This is a genomic window from Lyngbya aestuarii BL J, assembly GCF_000478195.2.
Classification (GTDB): domain Bacteria; phylum Cyanobacteriota; class Cyanobacteriia; order Cyanobacteriales; family Microcoleaceae; genus Capilliphycus; species Capilliphycus aestuarii.
Window position 1 is genome coordinate 1 of sequence record NZ_AUZM01000322.1, and the last position, 631, is coordinate 631.

The 631-nt window shown below is 37.9% G+C and carries 1 protein-coding gene; it reads left to right on the top strand.

Annotated features, from left to right (window positions below; genetic code table 11):
- Window positions 1-54: 54 nt before the first annotated feature.
- Window positions 55-631: RNA-guided endonuclease InsQ/TnpB family protein (locus tag M595_RS28345; RefSeq protein ID WP_238987159.1), on the top strand; the 577-nt coding region annotated here is incomplete at its 3' end.

Sequence of the window (631 nt, forward strand, 5' to 3'; positions counted from 1 at the left end):
ATTCAGCACTATCAAGAAACTGGGAAAAGTTTAAAGTTAGCAACCTATAAAGGGATGCTCCCTCAACTCAAAAAGGAATATCCTTGGCTCAAGGAAGATTGCTATTCATCGGTTCTCCAATGTGTAGCAATTAACCTAGACAGAGCCTATAAAAACTTTTTTAAAGGACAAGCTAAATTCCCTAGATTCAAGTCTAAACACCATAAGCAATCAATCCAATATCCCCAGAGTGTTACCGTCAAGGATGAATATCTAAAAGTCCCCAAGATTGGTGAAGTCAAAGCAGTATTTCACAGAGAAGTTACGGGGAAGATTAAAACGGTAACAATCTCTAAGTCTCCAACTGACAAATATTTTGCTTCAATTTTGTGTGAAGTGGAAGTAACTGACGTTAAACAGTTGGGAGATCAAATTATTGGGATTGATTTAGGGCTGAAAGATTTCGCAATTGTTCACGATGGAGAGCGGGTAACTAAATATGCTAACCCCAAGCATTTAAACCGCCACCAAAAGAATTTAGCCCTCAAACAGAAAAAACTTTCTCGAAAGACTAAAGGAAGTAAATCGAGAAAGAAATTCAGGAAAAAGGTGGCTAATGTTCACGAGAGAATAGCTAATTCCCGCCAAGATT